Annotated in this window: 15 protein-coding genes; 7 read left to right on the top strand and 8 right to left on the bottom strand. The window is 71.3% G+C overall.

Annotation, left to right across the window (positions count from 1 at the left end; all coding sequences use genetic code 11):
* The first annotated feature begins 4 nt into the window (after positions 1-4).
* From GXW74_RS23870 to GXW74_RS23890, 5 genes are all read left to right on the top strand, one after another.
* On the top strand, positions 5-1,108 hold the full coding sequence (locus GXW74_RS23870; protein WP_246524004.1) for an ABC transporter permease: 1,104 nt from the start codon (positions 5-7) through the stop codon (positions 1,106-1,108).
* Between the two features lie 194 nt (positions 1,109-1,302).
* A complete protein-coding gene (locus tag GXW74_RS23875; RefSeq protein WP_338148315.1) occupies positions 1,303-2,040 on the top strand; it encodes an ABC transporter ATP-binding protein in 738 nt (245 codons plus the stop codon).
* A gap of 1 nt (position 2,041) precedes the next feature.
* A complete protein-coding gene (locus GXW74_RS23880) occupies positions 2,042-3,088 on the top strand; it encodes an MlaD family protein (protein ID WP_211849105.1) in 1,047 nt (348 codons plus the stop codon).
* 1 nt (position 3,089) lies between these two features.
* A complete protein-coding gene (locus GXW74_RS23885; RefSeq protein WP_211849106.1) occupies positions 3,090-3,692 on the top strand; it encodes an ABC-type transport auxiliary lipoprotein family protein in 603 nt (200 codons plus the stop codon).
* A gap of 180 nt (positions 3,693-3,872) precedes the next feature.
* Complete coding sequence (locus GXW74_RS23890; protein ID WP_211849107.1) at positions 3,873-4,550, top strand: hypothetical protein; 678 nt, start codon at positions 3,873-3,875, stop codon at positions 4,548-4,550.
* A gap of 348 nt (positions 4,551-4,898) precedes the next feature.
* On the opposite strand, the gene GXW74_RS23895 is transcribed toward GXW74_RS23890, so the two are convergent.
* The 7 genes from GXW74_RS23895 to GXW74_RS23925 form a co-directional block, all read right to left on the bottom strand.
* Complete coding sequence (locus GXW74_RS23895; RefSeq protein WP_211849108.1) at positions 4,899-7,232, bottom strand: xanthine dehydrogenase family protein molybdopterin-binding subunit; 2,334 nt, start codon at positions 7,230-7,232, stop codon at positions 4,899-4,901.
* 143 nt (positions 7,233-7,375) lie between these two features.
* Positions 7,376-10,519, bottom strand: a complete 3,144-nt coding sequence (locus GXW74_RS23900) for an efflux RND transporter permease subunit (RefSeq protein WP_211849109.1) — start codon at positions 10,517-10,519, stop codon at positions 7,376-7,378.
* Positions 10,520-10,525: 6 nt separating this feature from the next.
* Positions 10,526-11,695, bottom strand: a complete 1,170-nt coding sequence (locus GXW74_RS23905; RefSeq protein WP_211849110.1) for an efflux RND transporter periplasmic adaptor subunit — start codon at positions 11,693-11,695, stop codon at positions 10,526-10,528.
* A 135-nt stretch (positions 11,696-11,830) separates the two neighbouring features.
* On the bottom strand, positions 11,831-12,664 hold the full coding sequence (locus GXW74_RS23910; protein ID WP_211849111.1) for a universal stress protein: 834 nt from the start codon (positions 12,662-12,664) through the stop codon (positions 11,831-11,833).
* Positions 12,665-12,821: 157 nt separating this feature from the next.
* Complete coding sequence (locus tag GXW74_RS23915) at positions 12,822-14,003, bottom strand: MFS transporter (protein ID WP_338148316.1); 1,182 nt, start codon at positions 14,001-14,003, stop codon at positions 12,822-12,824.
* Between the two features lie 4 nt (positions 14,004-14,007).
* The gene (locus GXW74_RS23920; protein WP_211849112.1) at positions 14,008-15,405 is read right to left on the bottom strand and encodes an FAD-binding oxidoreductase; all 1,398 of its coding nucleotides are present in this window, start codon (positions 15,403-15,405) and stop codon (positions 14,008-14,010) included.
* Positions 15,406-15,409: 4 nt separating this feature from the next.
* Positions 15,410-16,258 carry a dimethylarginine dimethylaminohydrolase family protein gene (locus tag GXW74_RS23925; protein ID WP_211849113.1) on the bottom strand — a complete coding sequence of 283 codons (849 nt, stop codon included), beginning with the start codon at positions 16,256-16,258 and terminating at the stop codon, positions 15,410-15,412.
* 112 nt (positions 16,259-16,370) lie between these two features.
* Here GXW74_RS23925 and GXW74_RS23930 point away from each other — a divergent pair, with 112 nt between their 5' ends.
* Together GXW74_RS23930 and GXW74_RS23935 are read left to right on the top strand one after the other, a co-directional pair.
* On the top strand, positions 16,371-17,129 hold the full coding sequence (locus GXW74_RS23930; protein ID WP_211849114.1) for an HpcH/HpaI aldolase family protein: 759 nt from the start codon (positions 16,371-16,373) through the stop codon (positions 17,127-17,129).
* Positions 17,130-17,131: 2 nt separating this feature from the next.
* The gene (locus tag GXW74_RS23935) at positions 17,132-17,602 is read left to right on the top strand and encodes an acyl-CoA thioesterase (protein ID WP_211849115.1); all 471 of its coding nucleotides are present in this window, start codon (positions 17,132-17,134) and stop codon (positions 17,600-17,602) included.
* A 218-nt stretch (positions 17,603-17,820) separates the two neighbouring features.
* Here GXW74_RS23935 and GXW74_RS23940 read toward each other — a convergent pair.
* The coding region (locus tag GXW74_RS23940; RefSeq protein ID WP_211849116.1) for a hypothetical protein at positions 17,821-18,155 on the bottom strand (335 nt) is incomplete at its 5' end.

The following is an 18,155-nucleotide window of genomic DNA, read 5'->3' on the forward strand; positions in this document are numbered from 1 at the left end:
ACCCATGCCAGAGGCGGCCGCAGCGCGGATCGACATGCGGCAGGCGGAAGGCGGGCGTGCGCTCGCCGTCTCCGGCCAGCTCGACACGGCTGCCGCGGCGCGGCTGTGGTCGACGACGACCGGCGCGGCGCGGCAGGAGCCGGTGGCGGTGCTCGACCTCACCGGGCTCGAATCGATCGATTCGGCCGGCGCGGTGCTGCTGTTGAGTGCGGCGCCGGAGGCCGAGACGCTCGGCGCCTCGGAGGCGGTCGCCGCCGTGCTGGACCGGACGCGCCGGGCGCTGGCCACCGCCCCGCCGCCACCCCCGCCGCCGCCCTTCCGCCCGGTCAGCGCCATCGGCCGCGCCACGGTGGACCGTCTGCGCGCGATGCGCGCGGGGATCGGCTTCCTTGGGGAATCGGTCGTCACCACCATCCGCGTGCTGACGCATCCCCGGCTGCTGCGCTGGTCCGAGGTGCTGCGCCACCTCGACGAGGTCGGCACCCGTGCCTTTCCGCTGACGCTGCTGCTCGGTTTCCTGATCGGCGTGATCCTCGCCTACCAATCCTCCATCCCGCTGCGGCGCTTCGGGGCGGAGGTCTTCGTGCCCAACCTCGTCGGCATCTCGCTGCTGCGCGAGCTCGGCCCGCTGCTCGCCGGCGTCGTGCTGGCCGGACGCACCGGGTCGGCCTTCGCCGCGGAACTCGGCACCATGACGGTGAACGAGGAGGTCGATGCCCTGAAGATCATGGGCGTGGATGCCGGCGCGATGCTGGTGCTGCCGCGGCTGGTCGCGGCGACGCTCGCCATGCCGGTGCTCGCCCTGCTGATGAACCTCGCGGGCCTGGCCGGCATGACGCTGATCATGGGCACGCTGGGCTATCCTTGGGCGGCGGTGCAGTCGCAGCTCCAGCAATGGCTGTCGCTGCAGGACCTGGTGGGCGGCCTGTTCAAGGCGGCCTGCTTCGGGCTGGCGATCGCCGGCATCGGCTGCCGGGCGGGGCTTTCGGCCGGGCGGGGCCCGCGCGCGGTGGGCGATGCGGCGACCTCGGCGGTGGTCGGCGGCATCGTCGCCATCGTCGCGATGGACGGGGTCTTCGCCGTGCTGTTCTTCCGGATGGGCATATGAGCGCGTCCGATGGCCGCGGCGCCGAAGGGCGCGAAGGTCTGAATCGGCCGCGCCAGGCAAGCGCGTCCGATGGCCGCGGCGCCGAAGGGCGCGAAAGTCTGGATCGGCCGCGCGAGCCGGGCACGCCTGATGGCGGCGGCGCCGGGCGGCGCGATGCGCCGGCAGCGCCCGGCCGGCCCGGCGCTATCGAGCCCGTGATCAAGGCCGTGGACCTCGCCGTCGCCTTCAACGGTCGCACCATCTTCAAGGACGTCACCTTCGAGGTTCGCCGGGGGGAGATCTTCGTCATCCTCGGCGGGTCCGGCTGTGGTAAGTCCACGCTGCTCAAGGCGCTGATCGGGCTGGTGCCGCTCGCCGCCGGCCATGCCTGGCTGCTGGGGGAGGAACTCGCCGCCGCGGACGATGCGGCGCGGCGCGCGCTGTTGCGCCGCATCGGCGTGATGTGGCAGTCCGGCGCCCTGTTCGGAAGCATGACCCTGGCCGAGAACGTCGAATTGCCACTCGAGGAGCACACCGACCTGCCGCGCCCGGCGCGGGAGGTGCTGGCGCGCGCGAAGCTCGGCCTGGTGGGCCTGGGCGACGCCGCCGCCCGCCTGCCGGCCGAGATTTCCGGCGGCATGGCCAAGCGCGCCGGCATCGCCCGCGCCATGGCGCTCGACCCGCCGCTGCTCTTCCTCGACGAGCCCTCGGCCGGGCTCGATCCGATCACCTCCGCCGGGCTGGACAAGCTGATCCGCGACATCGCGCGGGAAACCGGCACCACCTTCGTCGTGGTGACGCATGAGCTGCAATCCATCCTCGCCATCGGCGATCGCTGCATCATGCTCGACAAGCAGGCCCAGGGCATGATCGCCGAGGGCGATCCGAGGAAGCTGCGCGAGGAGAGCACGCACCCCACCGTGCGCGCCTTCTTCCGGCGGGAGGCCGCCTGACATGGCGCAGGCATCGCGGCCCCTCTACCTGCGCGTGGGCATGCTCGTGGTCGTCGGCACGGCGCTCGCGATCGGCTTCGTGCTGTTCCTGACCTCCGGCCGGCTGCGCGGCGAGCAGCAGGTGTTCGAGACCTATGTCCGGGAATCCGTCGCCGGCCTCGATGTCGGCGCGCCGGTGCGCTTCCGCGGCGTGCAGGTCGGGCGCGTGACCGAACTCGGCCTCGTCGCGATCGCCTACAGCTCCGAGGTGCGCGGGATCGAGGAATCCGCCTCGCGGCTCGTGCTGGTGCGCTTCGCGGTGGATCCGGACCGCTATGGCGTCGTGTCGGTGGAGGATGCGGTGCGCGCCGGGCTGCGGGTGCGCATCGCCTCCACCGGCGTGACCGGCCTGTCGTACCTCGAGGTGGATTTCGTCGACCCGGCGCGGTTCCCGCCGCTGGAGGTGCCCTGGCAGCCTCGCTTCCCGGTCGTCCCCTCCGTGCCGTCCACCATCACCCAGGTGACCAGCGCGGCGGAACGGCTGATGACGCGGCTCGCCAACCTCGACATCGACGCGCTGGTCGATTCCGCGACCGGCCTGCTGGCCGACCTGCGCCGGCAGGTCAGCGCGGAGGGCGACCTCGGCTCGACCCTGCGCGAGGCCGCGACGACCATGACCGCGCTGCGTCAGGCCATCGAGGGCGCCGAGCTCGCCGCCACGCTGCAGGAAATCCGCCATGCCGCGAACCGTGTCGGCGCGGCGGGTGAATCCGCGCAGGAACTGCTCGGCGGGCCGGAGGTTGCCGGCACCGTCGCGAGCATCGGCCAGGCGGCGACCGACCTGCGCACCGCCATCGCCCGGCTGCCGGCGGTGATCCAGTCGCTCGAACTCGCGCTGCGCAGCGTGCGCGGCACCACCTCCGACGCGCAGGCCGATCTCGGCCCGCTGCTGCGGGACCTGCGCGCGACCGTCGCCAACCTGCGCGACACGGCGGAGGCGCTGCGGCGCAGCCCGTCGCAGTCGCTGTTCGGCGCGCCGCCGCCGCCACCGCCCCGGGATCGCCGCTGACATGGCCCTTCGCCGTACCCTGTTGCTCGCGCCGCTGCTCGCCGCCTGCTCGGTGCTGCCGGACCGGCCCTATGTGGAGACGCGGCGCTTTCCGCTCGAGCCGCGCCGCGCCGGTGCCGGGCGCACCGGGCGGGCGCGGCGGACGCTGCTGGTGCGCACCATCCGCGCCGGGGCGGGGATGGAGACGCGCAACCTGCGCACCATCCGCCCGGACGGGACGGAGAGCCTCGACTTCTACGCCGAATGGGCGGCGCCGCCGGCCGAGGGCGCGGAGCAGGCGCTGCGGCGCTGGCTGATGGATTCACGGCTGTTTTCCGCGATCCTCGCCCCGGGCAGCCGCGTGACGCCGGACTTCGTGATGGAGGGCGAGCTGACGCGCCTCGCCGCCATGCAGGGCGAAGGCGTCGCGCGCGCAGAGCTGACCCTGCTGCTGGTCGATGAACGCAACGGCAGCCGCCTGGTCGGCCAGATGGTGAGCAGCGGCACGGCGCCGCTCGCTTCCGGGTCCGAGTCGCCGACGCCGGAGCAGGCGGCGGAGGCGATGGTCGCGGCGCTGGGCAACGCGTTCGGTTCGCTGGAGCAGGCGCTGGCGCGCTACGCCTGACGCGGCGCGGCCACGCGCAGGGTCCGCTCCGCCGCGGCGGACGCGGTTCCGCCTGAAGCGCTTCGTACCCAGATCACCATCCGCGCCGCAGGTGGTTGGCGCGGCGTATCGGCCTCGGGTAGCCTCCCGGGCGACACGGACGGGCGCCCTGCCCGGCACCCTCGAGGAGGAGCGCACCCCATGCTCATGCGACGCCTGGCAACCGCAGCCGCGGCGGCCTTCCTGGCCTTCGGCGGCCTCGCCGCACAGGCTCAGGCCCAGACCGGCGACCCGTCCTTCAACCTGGTGAACCGCAGCGGGCGGGTGATCTACGAGGCCTATGCCTCGCCCTCCTCGGACAGCAACTGGGGGGCCGACCGCCTCGGCCAGAACATCGTGCCCGCCGGGCGCTCCTTCGTGATCCGCCTGCCGCAGGGCGAGTGCATCTACGACGTCCGTGTCGTCTATGACCGGCAGGGCGGCCCGGCCGAGGAACGCCGCAACATCAACCTCTGCAACCTGACCGAGCTCGCCTTCGACGGCCGGGGTCAGCAGCAGGGCGGCCCGCCGCCGCAACAGGGCCGGCCGCAACAGCCGCCGGCGGGTCAGGCCGGGCCGACGGGCAACCCTTCCTTCAACCTGGTGAACCAGGGGCGGCAGACCGTCATGCAGGTCTTCGCCTCGCTCACCACCGAACAGAACTGGGGGCCGGATCGCCTGGGTGCGGACACCGTCGCACCGGGCGCGACCTACCCGATCCGCCTGCCGGAAGGGCCCTGCATGTACGACATCCGCTTCGTCTATGACGGCGGCCAGCCGCAGGAACGGCGCAACGTGAACCTCTGCGAGGTCACCAACGTCATCGTGCCGCTGCAGTAAGGCACGAGGGTCGAAGTGGAGAGGGGCGGCTCCCGGGAGTGAGCCGCCCTTTCCTGTCGGTGGGTGAGAAGGCGGGGGAAGGGAACTTCCCCCCGTTCCCCCCGACCTTCCTTGTTACCTGGAGACTGACCTCCGAAATCATACCAGCGGCACGAGCCATTGACTCGTGCCGAGGCCGCGAAAGCGGCCCGCCGGTGGTCCGGCGAAGCCAAGCAAACCGGAGGTTTGCGCCCGGCGCCTGAGGGCACGAAAAGGCGGGTACCAGCGGTCGCGTATGGCGGCCGATGGTGTCAGTTCCCAAAGGACAAGGAAGGGAGGGGGATCGGGGGAGGTTCCCCTCCCCCGACCTTATGCGGCCCTGGCGGCCGCCAGGGCCTTCCAAACCGCTTCCGGCGTCGCCGGCATGTCGATCTGCTTCACTCCGGCATCCGCGAGCGCATCCACCACCGCGTTGATTACTGCCGGCGGGCTGCCCACCGCGCCGGCTTCGCCTGCACCCTTCACGCCGAGCGGGTTGGTCTCGCAGGGCACCTCGATCAGGTCCACGTCGATCGGCGGCAGGTCATCCGCCCGCGGCAGCGCGTAGTCCATGAAGGACGCGCTGAGGAGCTGGCCGCTGCCGTTGTCGTAAGCGGTCCGTTCCATCAGCGCCTGGCCGATGCCCTGGGTGACGCCGCCATGCACCTGGCCGCGCACGATCAGCGGGTTCAGCGCATGGCCGACATCGTCCACCACGATGTAGCGCGGGATGGCGACGATCCCGGTCTCGGGGTCGACCTCCACCTCGGCCACGTGGCAGCCATTGGGGAAGGTGTGGGACTTGATCTCCGCCGTCTCCTGCGCGTCGAGGAGAGTGGCCTCGATACCGGCTGCGGCCTTCTTCCGCTGGGCGGCGGCGAGGTCGAGGATGCCGACCGCGCGATCCGTGCCGACGACGGCGAATGCGCCCTTGCCTGGCGTGAACTCGATGTCGGCGACCGAGGCTTCGAGGTGCTCGGAGGCGGCGATCTTGCCCTTCTCGACGACGGAAGCCGTCGTCACCAGGATGGCCTGGCCTTCGGAGTAGAGGCTGCGCGCGCCGCCGGTGCCGCCGCCATCCGGCAGGCTGTCGGAATCGCCCTGCTTCACGCGGATCTTCTCGATCGGGATGCCGAGCTCGTGGCTCGTCATCATCGCATAGGCGGTCTCGTGGCCCTGGCCGGTGGACTGGGTACCGACATAGACATCGACGAAGCCGTCATCGGCGAACTTCACCGCGGCATTCTCGGTCGGTGCGCCGCCGGTCGCCTCCAGGTAGTAGGCGAGGCCGATGCCGCGCTTCTTGCCGCGCTTCGCCGCTTCCGCCTTGCGGGCGGGGAAGCCGGCCCAGTCGATCTTGCGCAGGGCGGTGTCCATGAGCTGCGCGAACTCGCCGGAATCGTAGCGCTGCCCCATGGCCGAGACGTAGGGCATGGCCGAGGACGGCACCATGTTGCGCCGGCGGATCTCGATGCGGTCGATGCCGACCTCGCGCGCCGCCGTGTCGATCAGGCGCTCGACCAGGTAGTTGCTCTCCGGCCGTCCGGCGCCGCGATAGGCGTCCACCGGCACGGTGTTGGTGATGACGCCGATCACCTGCGCATGGATCGCCTGGAAGTCGTAGACCGAGGCCAGCACCTTGGTGCCCGCGCCGGTCGGGATGAACGGCGCGAAGGTGTTGAGGTAGGCCCCCATCCCCGCCCAGTTCTTGGTGCGCAGCGCGAGGAACTTGCCGTTGGCGTCGAGCGCGAGCTCGCCGATGGTGATGTTGTCGCGCCCGTGGGTGTCGGACTGGAAGGCCTCGGTGCGCTCGGAGGTCCACTTCACGGCACGCTTGAGCTCGCGCGCGGCGAAGCAGGTGAGCACATGCTCGGGGTAGATGAAGATCTTCATGCCGAAGCCGCCGCCGACATCCGGCGTCACCACGCGGAAGCTGTCGCTTGGCACGTTGAAGATGTTCCTGGCCAGCACGTTGCGGACCAGCCAGGAGCCCTGGGTGTTGGTGGTCAGCGTCCAGTGCTGCTTCGCCGCGTCGTAGTCGGCGACCGCGGCGCGCGCTTCCATGGAGGCGACGACGACGCGGTTGTTCACCACCCGCAGCCGGGCGACATGGGCCGCGCCCTTGATCAGCGCATCCACCTTGGCGGCGTCGCCGACATGCCAGTCGAAGCAGGTGTTGTTGGGCGCGCTGGCCCAGACCTGCGGCTGGCCGGGCTGCGTCGCGGTGGCGAGGTCGGTGGCGGCGGGCAGGATGTCGTAGTCCACCTCGACCGCCTCGGCGGCGTCGCGGGCCTGCCTGATGGTCTCGGCGACGACGAAGGCGACCGGGTCGCCGACATGGCGGACGAAACCCTCGGCCAGGGCGCGGCGCGGCGTCTCGGAGGTCGGGCTGCCATCCACCGACTTCACCGGCGCGAGGCAGGGCAGGTGGCCGATGCCGGCGGCCGCCAGGTCCGCCCCGGTCCAGATGCCGAGCACCCCCGGCATCGCCTTCGCCGCTTCGGTGGAGATGGACAGGATGCGGGCATGGGCGTGCGGGCTGCGCAGCACGTAGCCCTGCGCCTGGCCGGGCACGGCCACGTCGTCGGTGTAGCGGCCGCCGCCCTTGAGCAGGCGCGGATCCTCGACGCGGCGGATGGATTGGCTGAGGCCGAACTTCGCCATGCGCGGGGTCTCCCTTGGTTCCTTGCCGCATCATCTGCGATGCCGGGCGGGGATGGGAAGGGGGGTATGGCGCGCGGCCGGCGGGGTGGCCGCGCGCGAAACTCAAGACTCCGATACCGGGCCAGCCGAAAGCCCGGCCGGCATCATCCTTCGGCGGGGGCCCTGCGGAACATGCGCTTGGTCTTCTCCCGCATCGCCTGGAAGACGACGTAGAGCATCGGGATGACGAAGATGCCCACCAGCGCGGCTGCCAGCATGCCGCCGAACACCGCCGTGCCGACCGCCCGGCGGGACAGCATGGACGCGCCTTCGGCGAGGACCAGGGGCACCAGTCCGAGCACGAAGGCGATCGAGGTCATCATCACCGCGCGGAAGCGCAACCGGGCGCCCATGATCGCGGCTTCGCGGATCGCCAGGCCTTCCTCCCGCTTCTCCTTGGCGAATTCCACGATCAGGATGCCGTTCTTGGCGGCGAGCGCGATGAGCACGACCAGGCCGATCTGCGCATAGATGTCGAGCGGCATGCGCGCGACCCAGAGCGCCCCGAAGGCGCCGAGCACGCCCACCGCGACCGAGAGCAGCACCGGGATCGGGATGACCCAGGATTCGTACAGGGCGACGAGGAAGAGGTAGGCGAACATCACCGCCAGCGCGAGGATGTAGACCGTCTGCCCGGAGGCCTGCCTCTCCTGGAAGGCGGTGCCCGTCCATTCATAGCCGTAGCCGGCCGGCAGCACGCGGGCGGAGAGCTGCTCCATCGCCGCGAGGCCGTCGCCCGAGGAAATGCCGGGCCGTGGCGCGCCCTGGATCGAGATGGCGCGGTAGTTGTTGTAGCGGAAGATGGTCTGCGGTCCGACGCGGGGGCGCACGTCGGCCACGGCGCGCAGCGGCACCATCTCGCCGCGCGCATTGCGCACATGGATGCGCCAGATGTCGCTGACGTCCCTCCGGTCGGCGGCCTCGGCCTGCAGGTTCACCTGCCAGGTGCGGCCGAACAGGTTGAAGTCGTTGACGTAGAATCCGCCCAGCGTCGCCTGCAGGGCGGTGAACACGTCCGAGATGCGCAGGCCCAGCGCCTGGGCCTTGTCCCGGTCGAGGTCGAGGAAGAGCGTCGGATTGGTCGCGTTGAAGGTGGAAAAGACCGCGGCGAGCCGCGGATCCTGGTTCGCCGCCGCGATCAGCCCGAGCATGGTGGAACCGAGTTCGGCCGGCGTGCGGCCCTCGTAGTCCTGCAGGATGTATTCGAAGCCGCCGCCGGTGCCGAGGCCGATGATGGGCGGCAGGTTGAAGGCGAAGACGTTCGCCGTGCGGACGGCCTGGCCGGCGCCGAAGACCCGGCCGATCGCCGCCTGCACCGACATCGCGGCTGTCGTCCGCTCGGCGAAGGGCTTGAGGCGCGCCACCAGGAAGGCGGAATTGGACTGTGCGCCGCCGTCGATCAGCGAGAAGCCGACGATCGCGAGCGTGCCCTGCACCGAGGGGATGGAGCGCAGGATCTCCTCGACCTGGATCACCGCCTCCCGCGTGCGGGAGACGGAGGCGCCCTGCGGCAACTGCACCTGCACGAAGAAGGCGCCCTGGTCCTCCTGCGGCAGGAAGCCCGAGGGCGTGCGCTGGCCCATGTACCAGATGCCGGCGAAGAAGCCGCCGGTCAGCACGATCGAGAGGAGGGAGACGCGCACAAGCCGCGTCACCGCGCCCGCATAGCGGTCCCGCACCCAGTCGATGCCGCGCAGCCAGCGCCCCATCAGCCCGGGTCGGTGCCCGCCGGCATGCGGGTGCGGCCGCAGGAAGACGGCGCAGAGCGCGGGCGAAAGCGTCAGCGCGTTGATCGCGCTGATCACCATGGCGGCGCTGATCGTCACCGCGAACTGGCGGAACAGCTCGCCCGACAGGCCCGGGATGAAGCCGATCGGCACGAAGACCGACAGCAGCACGAGCGTGATGGCGATGATCGGCGCGGTGATCTGCGCCATCGCCTTCTTGGTCGCCTCGGCCGGGGTGAGGTGCGGCTCCTCCTCCATTACCCGCTCGACGTTCTCCACCACCACGATGGCGTCGTCCACCACGATGCCGATCGCCAGCACCATGGCGAGCAGCGAGATGGTGTTCGCCGAATAGCCGAGCCCGAGCAGGATGACGAAGGTGCCGATCAGGCTGACCGGCACGGCGATGGTCGGGATGATCGTGGCGCGGAGGTTGCCGAGGAAGAGGAACACCACGATCACGACCAGGATGAAGGCCTCGAGCAGCGTCTTGATGACCTCGCGAATGGTGTCGCTGACGAAGTCCGAGGTGTCGAAGAAGACGCGGTGGTTGACGCCGGTCGGGTAGCGCGTGCGCAGTTCGTCCATCGTCCGCCGCACGTTCTCGGCGGCGGAGACGGCATTGGCGCCGGGGGCGAGGTAGACGCCGAAGGTCACCGCCGGCTGGCCGTTGTAGCGGCTTTCGGTGTCCATGCTGGCGGCGCCGAGCTCGATGCGCGCGACGTCGCGCACGCGCAGGGCCGACCCGTCCTGGTTGGCGCGGATCACGATCTCCCCGAATTGTTCGGGGGTGCTGAGCCGGCCCTGCGTCTCGAGGTTGATCTGGAACTGCTGGTCGTCCGGGATCGGCCGGGAGCCGATGCGCCCGACCGGGGCCTGCACGTTCTGCGCCTGGATCGCCGCCACCACGTCGGAAGGCGTGAGGTTCAGGCTGATCAGCCGGTCCACCTCGAACCAGATGCGCATGGAATAGTCCATGGCACCGAACAGGGAAACCTGCCCGACGCCGGGCACGCGCGCGAGGCGGTCGATGATGTTGATGGTGGCGTAGTTCGACAGGAAGAGTGGGGTGTGTCCGCCGCTCTCGGAATAGAGGAAGATGAACTGCAGCACCGCCGAGGACTGCTTGCGGACCGTGACACCCTGCCGCTGCACCTCCTGCGGCAGGCGCGCGAGCGCCGCCTGGACGCGGTTGTTGACGTTGACGGTGGCGATGTCCGGGTTGGTGCCGAGCGTGAAGGAGACGTTGAGGCTGTAGGAGCCGTCATTGGCGCTGTTCGACCGCATGTAGATCATGCGGTCCACGCCGTTGACGGAGGATTCGATCACCTGCGCGACGGTCTGTTCCACCACGCCGGCCGAGGCGCCCGGGAAGCGCGTGGTGACGGAGACCTGCGGCGGCACGATGTCCGGCAGCTGGGAGACCGGGATGCGCAGCATCGCCAACGCCCCGGCGAGTGCGGTGACGATGGCGATGACGATCGCGAAGCGCGGGCGATCGACGAAGATGGCGGAGAACACGCGCTCTCAGCCCCGGCCCGGAACGGCCTGCTGGGCCGGCGGTGGGCTGGCGGGCGCCGGATTCACCGGCTGGCCCGGGCGCACGCGCTGCAGCCCTTCCACCACCACCGTCTCGCCGCCCTGCAGCCCGCCCTCGATCACCGCCGTCTCGGCGGAGGAGCGGCCGAGCGTCACGTTGCGCCGCTGCGCCACATTGCCCTCGCCCACCACGAAGACGAAGGAGCCCTGCTGGTCCTGCAGCACCGCGGCGCGTGGCAGGGTGATGGCCAGCACCGGTTCCGCACCCTCCACCGAGACGCTGACGAACTGCCCGTCCACCAGTTCCCGTGGGGAGACGCTGATCGTGCCGCCTTCCCGCCGGCGGATCGGATTCGCGATCAGCGCCCGAACCAGGATGGTGTCGGTGTTGCGGTCGATCTGGTTGTCGATGAAGTCGATCTGCCCCGCTTCCGGATAGAGGCGGCCATCGGTGGTGCGGATGCGCACGCGCGTCGCCTCCGGCCCGCCGCGGCCCTCGAAGCGGTTGCGCAGCTCGAGCGCGGTGCGCTGGCTGACCGCGAAGGCGACGCGCATCGGGTCCTGGCTGACGATGGTGGCGAGGTTGCCGGCATCCGGCCCCACGACGTTGCCGACGGACAGGTTCGACCGCCCGATCTGCCCCGCGATCGGCGCATCGATCTCGGTGTAGCCCAGGCTGATCTGGGCGACCCGCACCGCCGCCTGCGCGCCGAGGACATTGGCGGCTTCCGTCCGCTCTGCCGCCTGCGCGTTGTCCAGCGTCACCTGCGTGCCGGCGCCGGTCTGGCGCAGTTCCCGCGCGCGGGCGAGCGCGACGCGCGCATTCTCGAGCCGCGCATTGGCGGCGGCGAGGTTCGCCTGGGCCTGCTCCAGTTGCGCCTCGAAAGGCGCGCGTTCCAGGCGGTAGAGGATCTCGCCCTGCGTCACGTCGCCGCCCTCGCGGAAGAGCCGTTCATGCAGGAAGCCGGTGACGCGGGCGCGGATGTTCACGCGGTCCGTCGCCTCGACGCGGCCGACGAATTCGATGGTTTCCGTCACCGGGCGGCGTTCGGCGGTCTGCACGCCGACGGCGGGCGGGCCCTGGGGCCCGAACTGCGCGGCGGCAGGCTGCGCGAAGGCAAGGTAGAGCGCGAGCGCGCTCGCGGCATGGCGCATCATTGGTCAGCGTCCGGACAACTTTCCCTTCGCTCATGTCGCGCTGCGAGGCACCGCGTCAAGCGCCGTGACGTGACCACCTGCGCCGGGCCTGTCACGGTGCCATGTCGGACCGGTCGCGGCGTGCTGCGGCGCGGGTCAGCGCGCGACGAAGACCGGGCAGGGGGCGCCATGCAGCAATCGGCGCGTCGCCGACCCGGTGAAGAGCGTGCGCAGGGCCGAATACTCATAGGCGCCCATGACCAGCAGCCGCGCCGGCATGGCGGTCGCCTCGGCGAGCAGGGCGTCGACCGGCCGCGCACCCTCCAGTGCGATCGGCTCGGCGGCCATGCCGTGGCGGCGCAGGTAGTCGGCGGCCTCGCCCGCCAGCCGCGCCGCCTCGGCGCGCGTCTCGCCCACGGACAGCACCTTCACCGGCGAATCTTCGGCCAGGCGGAGCAGCGCGAAAAGCTGGATCGCGCGCATGGCGGGGATCGAGCCGTCATAGCCCACCAGCACGCCGCCCGATCCGGGCGCCGGTTCGGCCGGCACCACCAGCAGCGGGCGTGCGCCATCGTGCAGCAGCGCCTCGATCACCGGCGCCAGGCCATCGGGATTGTCCTCGAGGCCGAGGGTGGAATCGCGGCCGATGACGATCAGGTCGTGCGTGGCGCCGGCGGCGAGCAGCGCGGCTTCCGGCGCCTCGGTGAGGCGCAGCCGGGCGAAGGGGGTCTCCCCGGCGGCGGCCGTGCAGGCGGCGAAGGCGGCGTCGGCCTCCTCCTCGGCGCGCTGCGCGCGGGCGGCATCGCGGCGTTCCTTGAAGGCGACGGCCCCGGGCGGCACAGGTTCGTGCGCGTCCTTCACATGCGGCCAGTCGAGCACCGTCGCCGCCGAGAGCGCCGCGCCGGTACGCCGCGCGAGCCCGATGGCGAGGTCGCGCGCGTGGCGGGCCCCCTTGGTGTCGTCAAGCGCGACCAGGATGCTGCGGATCATGCGCCTTCCCCCTTGCCAGCGCTTCTAGAGCAGATCCCGACCAGGTGGAATCACATGATCCGATGACGAGGCTCGCGAGGAAAGGAGGCTGGCGACGTTGCCGTGAGCCAGGGCGAACGGAGACCGCTCCGGTGCGGAACTCCCGGATCGCGAAGCCTCAACGCGGGCCTGGCAGGCGCAGGAAGACCAGGGTGCAGACCACCAGCGCGGCGGCGAAGACGAGCAGCGCCGCGCCGACGCCCCCCGCCGCGGCCGCGGCGCCGGAAACCGCCTGCAGCACCGCGGCACCGCCGAAGAAGGAGACGTTCATCGCCGACAGCGCCCGCCCGGCGCGCTCCGGCGGCACCGCCGAGCGCACCAGCGCGAAGCAGATCACCTGCAGCGAGATCAGCAACCCGAAGGCGGTGAGCAGCACGGCATCCGCCGCCACCCCCCAGCCGAGCGCGCCGCCCGCCACCATCAGCAGGATCGCCGCCGCCGCGCCGAGGTGGCCCATCGCCAGCAGCAGACGCCGCACGCGCTGGAAGCGGCGTTCCAGCATGCCGGCGACAGCGGGGCCGAGGATCAGCGCGACGGTGCAGAACAGCAGGATGTTCCCCGCCGGCACCCGCGCCAGGCCCTTCACCTCCATCAGCCAGGGCCCGCCCCACAGGCCACGCACGCCGAGCACGGCGGCGAAGGAGGCGAAGGCGATGACGATCGGCGCGCGCAGTTCGCGCGACAGGCCGAGGGCGACGACGTCGCGCGCATCCTCGGCGATGCTGCGGCGGGCCTGCATGGCCGGTGGTGCCCCCCGGACCACGGTGGAGACGGCAACCGCCGCACCGAGGGCGAGCAGCGCACAGGCGAGATAGCCCGCACGCCAGCCGGCATGCTCCACCAGCAGCGCGAGCGGACTTGCCGACAGCAGCATGCCGGTATTGCCGAAGGCCTGGATCACCCCGCCCCACAGGCCGAAGCGCTCCGGCGGCAGCATCTTCGCCGCATAGGTGACGGGGCACATCAGCATTCCCGAACAGCCGATGCCGAGCACGAGCTGCGCCACCAGCATGGACCATGGCCCGGCCGCCACCGCGCCGAGCAACGAGCCCGTCCCGGCGATGGCGAGCAGCACCAGCGCCGTCGGCTTGACGCCGTAGCGGTCGAGCGCGACGCCCACCGGCAGCATGGCCAGCGCGAAGGCCGCCGGGAAGGCGCCGGTCAGCGCCGCCAGGCCGTCCGCGGTGAGGCCGAGGTCCCGCTGCAGCACGTCCGCCGCCATCGCCGGCAGGGTACGCACCGCGTTGGAGAAGACATGCCCGAGCGTCAGCGCGAGGACGGACAGCCCGAGCAGGTCCACCCCGTCAGTTCCTGAACATCTTCCCGGGGTTCATGATGCCGCGCGGGTCAAGGCTCGCCTTTACGCCGCGCATCACGGCGAGCGCTTCCGGCCCATGTTCCTGTTCGAGGAATTCGCGCTTGCCGAGGCCGACGCCGTGCTCGCCGGAGCAGGTGCCGCCGAGCGCGAGGCCCTCCGCGACGATCGAGCGGTCCAGCGCCCAGGCGCGCTCCAGCCCCTGCGGGTCGCTCTCGGGGAAGAGGATGAGGCAGTGGAAATTGCCGTCCCCGACATGGCCGACGATGCAGCTCGTCAGCCCGCTCTCGCGCGACTTCTCCTTGGCGCCGAGCACCGCTTCCGCCAGCCGCGAGATCGGCACGCAGACATCGGTGGTGATGCCGCGATGGCCCGGCTTCAGCGCGATCGCCGCCCAATAGGCATCGTGCCGCGCCTGCCAGAGCCTGTTGCGGCTCTCCGCATCGGTGGCCCAGGCAAAGCCGGAGGCACCGTATTCGCCGGCGATCGCCTCGACCGATTCGGCCTGTTCCTTCACGCCGGCCTCGGTGCCGTGGAATTCGAGGAACAGCGTCGGCAGCGCCTCGAAGCCTTCCAGCTTCGAGTAGCGGATGCAGGCCTCCATCTGGTCCTCGTCGAGCAGTTCGATGCGCGCGACCGGGATGCCGGACTGCATGACGGTGATCACCGTCTCGACCGCGGCGGCCAGCGTCGGGAACTGGCAGACCGCGGCGCTCATCGCCTCCGGGATGCCGTGCAGGCGCAGCCGCACCTTGGTGATGACGCCGAGCGTGCCCTCGCTGCCGATGAACAGACGCGTCAGGTCGTAGCCGTTGGACGCCTTGCGGACGCGCCCGCCGGTCTGGATCACGCGGCCGTCGGCGAGCACCACTTCCAGCCCGAGCACGTTCTCGCGGATGGTGCCGTAGCGCACGGCATTGGTGCCGGAGGCGCGCGTCGCGCACATGCCGCCGATCGACGCGTGGCTGCCGGGGTCGACCGGGAAGAACATCCCCTTGTCGCGCAGGAAGGCGTTGAGCTCCTGCCGCGTCACGCCGGGCTCGATGAGGCAGTCCATGTCCTCCTCGTTCACCTCCAGCACCGCCTTCATGCGGGAGAGGTCGAGCGAGATGCCCGCGCGCACCGGATTCACATGGCCTTCCAGCGAGGTGCCGGCGCCGAAGGGCGTCACCGGCACGCCGTGCTGGTGGCACAGCGCGAGCAGGCGGCTCACCTCCTCCGTCGTCTCCACGAAGGCGACGGCGTCGGGCAGGGTCGGCGTGGTGGTGTCCTCGCCGCGGCTGTGCTGTTCGCGGATGGTGCGGTTGACGCTGATGCGCTCGCCGAGGAAGCCACGCGCGGCGGCGATGACGGCATCGGCTTCGGTGGTGGTCACGGTCGTGGTCATGGGGTCACTCCTCCCGCTTGAGCGGGCAGGTCAGGCAATGGGGTCCGCCGCCGCCGGCGGTGAACAGGGAAAGATCCGGGTCGAGCACGGTGAGGCCCTCCGCCCGCAGCGCGGCGTTCAGGCGCGCCGAGCCGCGCGCGGAGACGACACGATCCTTGCCGAGGGCGATGAGGTTGCAGCCGAGCGCCATCGCTTCCCGATACGGCACGTCGAGGCAGCGGATGCCATGCGCCTTCAGCCAGGCGACGAAATCCGCGTCCAGCACGTCGAGGCAGGCGACGGCCAGCCCCGGCGCGGCGAGACACATCAGCACGTCGAGATGCAGGAAGTGCTCGTCGAAGACCTCGACACGCACCTCCCAGCCCTCGGCGCGCAGCCAGGCGGCGAACTGCTCGGCGCCCGCCAGGTCGGTGCGGCCGCCGGATGCGCCCACCACGGCCAGGCCGGGCTTGAGGATATGGATGTCGCCGCCTTCCAGCGTGCCGGCGCTCGACTTGCGCCAGAAGGCACCGGCGTGGAAGTCGGTCACGCCGGCGTATTCGCCGCGCCGCTGCGGCCGTTCGAGCTGGCAGAGCACCGGCCCCCAGGGCGTCACCACCGCGGAATCGCGCGTGTAGGCCATGTAGGGCAGATGCGGTTCGGGCGGCAGGACATGCACGCGCGCGCCGCCCTGTTCCAGCGCCTGCACCAGTTCCCGGTGCTGCGCGGCCAGCGCCATCGCCGAAGGCTGCTGCGCGCCCGCCAGGGTGCGGCGCACGATCGTGTTGGTCGGAATCCAGCGATAATGGTCGGGCGGGCAGACCAGCACATCGGTCAGCACGCCCGTCTCGGAGGAAACGCTCCAGGGGCTCATGCCGCGCACCCTGCCTCCGGCGCCCCCGCGCGTCCAGCACCCGGTTTGACGCCCCACGGACCCCGTCCTAGCGTTCCTGCCATAGCAGCCCGAAAAGAGAGGAAGCGGCGCCATGGCGAATGCGGTCAAGGAAGCGTGGAAGGACGGCCGCGCCGTCGTGAACGGGTGGCTCGCCATCCCGAACGCCTTCTCCGCCGAAATGTATTCGAAGTGCGGCTGGGATTCCGTGACCGTGGACATGCAGCACGGCGTGCAGGACTACCTGTCCTGCGTCTCCTGCTTCCAGGGCATCCAGCCCTCCGGCGCGGTGCCGATGGTGCGCGTGCCGTGGAACGAGCCGGGGATCGTCGGCAAGGTGCTCGATGCCGGCGCCTATGGCGTGATCTGCCCGATGGTGAACACGGCCGAGGAAGCCCGCGCCCTGGTGCAGTACTGCAAGTATCCGCCGGCGGGCACGCGGTCCAACGGCCCGATCCGCGCCGGCGCCTACGGCTCCTCGGGCAACTACCAGAAGACGGCGAATGACGAGATCCTCGTCATCCCGATGATCGAGACCAGGACGGCGATCGAGAACATCGAGGAGATCCTCGACGTGCCGGGCATCGACGGCATCTATGTCGGGCCCTCGGACCTCTCCTTCTCCTATGGGCTCGAGCCGAAGCTCGACGTCGAGGACCCCTTCATCCTCGGCATCTACGACAAGCTGCTCGCCGAGACCTCCAAGCGCGGCATCGCCGCCGGCTTGCACAACGGCACCGCCGCCTACGCCAACAAGATGATCAGGAAGGGCTTCAAGCTCGTCACCATCGCCAACGAGGTCGGGCTGATGGTCGCCGCGGCGAAGGCCGCCGTGGCGGAAGCGCGGGGCTGAAGATGGACGGCGCGGTGACGCGGCCGCCGAGCCGCGCCGACTTCCGCTTCTTCCTGGCGCACAAGGTCCGCTACGTCGAACTCGACACCCAGGGCATCGTCTTCAACGCGCACTACCTGACCTGGTACGACGAGGCGGTCTCCGACTACATCCGTGCCGCCGGCTGGGACTACCAGGCCGAGGTGAAGGCCTCCGGCGCGGATTTCCACGTCGTCCGCGGCCTGGTGGAGTACAAGGTCGCGATCGGTCGCGCGGCGCGGCTCGAGATCGGCGCGCGCGCGACGCGCATCGGCCGCTCCTCCATCGCCTTCCAGCCCGCGGTCTTCCCGGCGGGCGGGGACAGCCTGCTCGCCACCGGCGAGATCGTCTGGGTGCTGACCGACCAGGCGACGCGACGGCCGACGCCGATCCCGGACCGGCTGCGGGAGTTGCTGACGGCGTTCGAGGGGCGGGACTTCACCGCGCCAGGGTAGGGCGCGGGCGGGGAGGGCTCTGCGCTCCCCGGAACCCCTCCCGCCAAAGGCCGAAGGGCCTTTGGAAGCCTCGACCAGATCGGCGGGTTGGGGCAGGGCGGGGGGCGCGGGCGGCCCCCTTCCACCGACCCGCCGATAAGGTAACGGTGTCCAGAGGCCTTTCGGCCTCTGGTAGGGGGAGGTCCGGAGGGGGGCAAAGCCCCTCTCCGCTCCCGCCCCTATCCCAGCGCAGCGAGCCCCCGCACCGCGACCGTGACCGCCGCCAGGTCCCGCGCCGCCGCGGCTTCGCGCACCAGTGCCGCGGTCGCGTTCGCGCGCGACCCGTCGGGCCTGCGGCCTTCCAAGCGCTGCGCCGCGAGGCGTGCCTGCGCGGACGCGACCTCCTCCGCCAGGGCGGCGCGCGCGCGCGGGCCGAAGGGGCCCGGGGCCGGCGCGGCGGCGATGGCGGCGCGCAGCGCATCGAGGGCGAAGTCCTGTTCCACCGCGCTCCAGGCCTCGGCTGCCGCAGCCGCGCCGACACCGGCGCGCCCGGCGAGCCGCACCACGGCCGGCG

This window comes from Neoroseomonas eburnea, assembly GCF_018129005.1.
GTDB classification, from domain to species: Bacteria; Pseudomonadota; Alphaproteobacteria; order Acetobacterales; family Acetobacteraceae; genus Neoroseomonas; species Neoroseomonas eburnea.